This window comes from Cytobacillus firmus (genome assembly GCF_023715565.1).
Classification (GTDB): domain Bacteria; phylum Bacillota; class Bacilli; order Bacillales; family Cytobacillaceae; genus Cytobacillus; species Cytobacillus firmus_C.
Map to the genome: position 1 here is coordinate 1 of NZ_JAMBOJ010000209.1, position 218 is coordinate 218.

Below are 218 nucleotides of genomic sequence, written 5' to 3' on the forward strand. Positions count from 1 at the left end.
ATGTATTCAGATGATGATCACGTTCTTTTTCCATGAACTCATTTAATACCAGGACAATAGAAGCCTTTATCACTGAGTCGATGTTTGAATCCATGACGGATTCTTTTAAATTGTCAAGATTTAGGTTAAACTGTAATTGAGTCATAATTAATTCCTCCAACTTGTTTTTCGTAGCTGATAACATTGTTGACCAAAGGAATTAATTTGACTCATTTTCT

At 32.1% G+C, this 218-nt stretch carries 1 pseudogene; it reads right to left on the minus strand.

The features are described 5' to 3' along the window. Positions 1 to 145, minus strand: a pseudogene (locus M3205_RS26105) (IS256 family transposase); the annotation flags it as partial. Between the last annotated feature and the right edge of the window lie 73 nt (positions 146 to 218).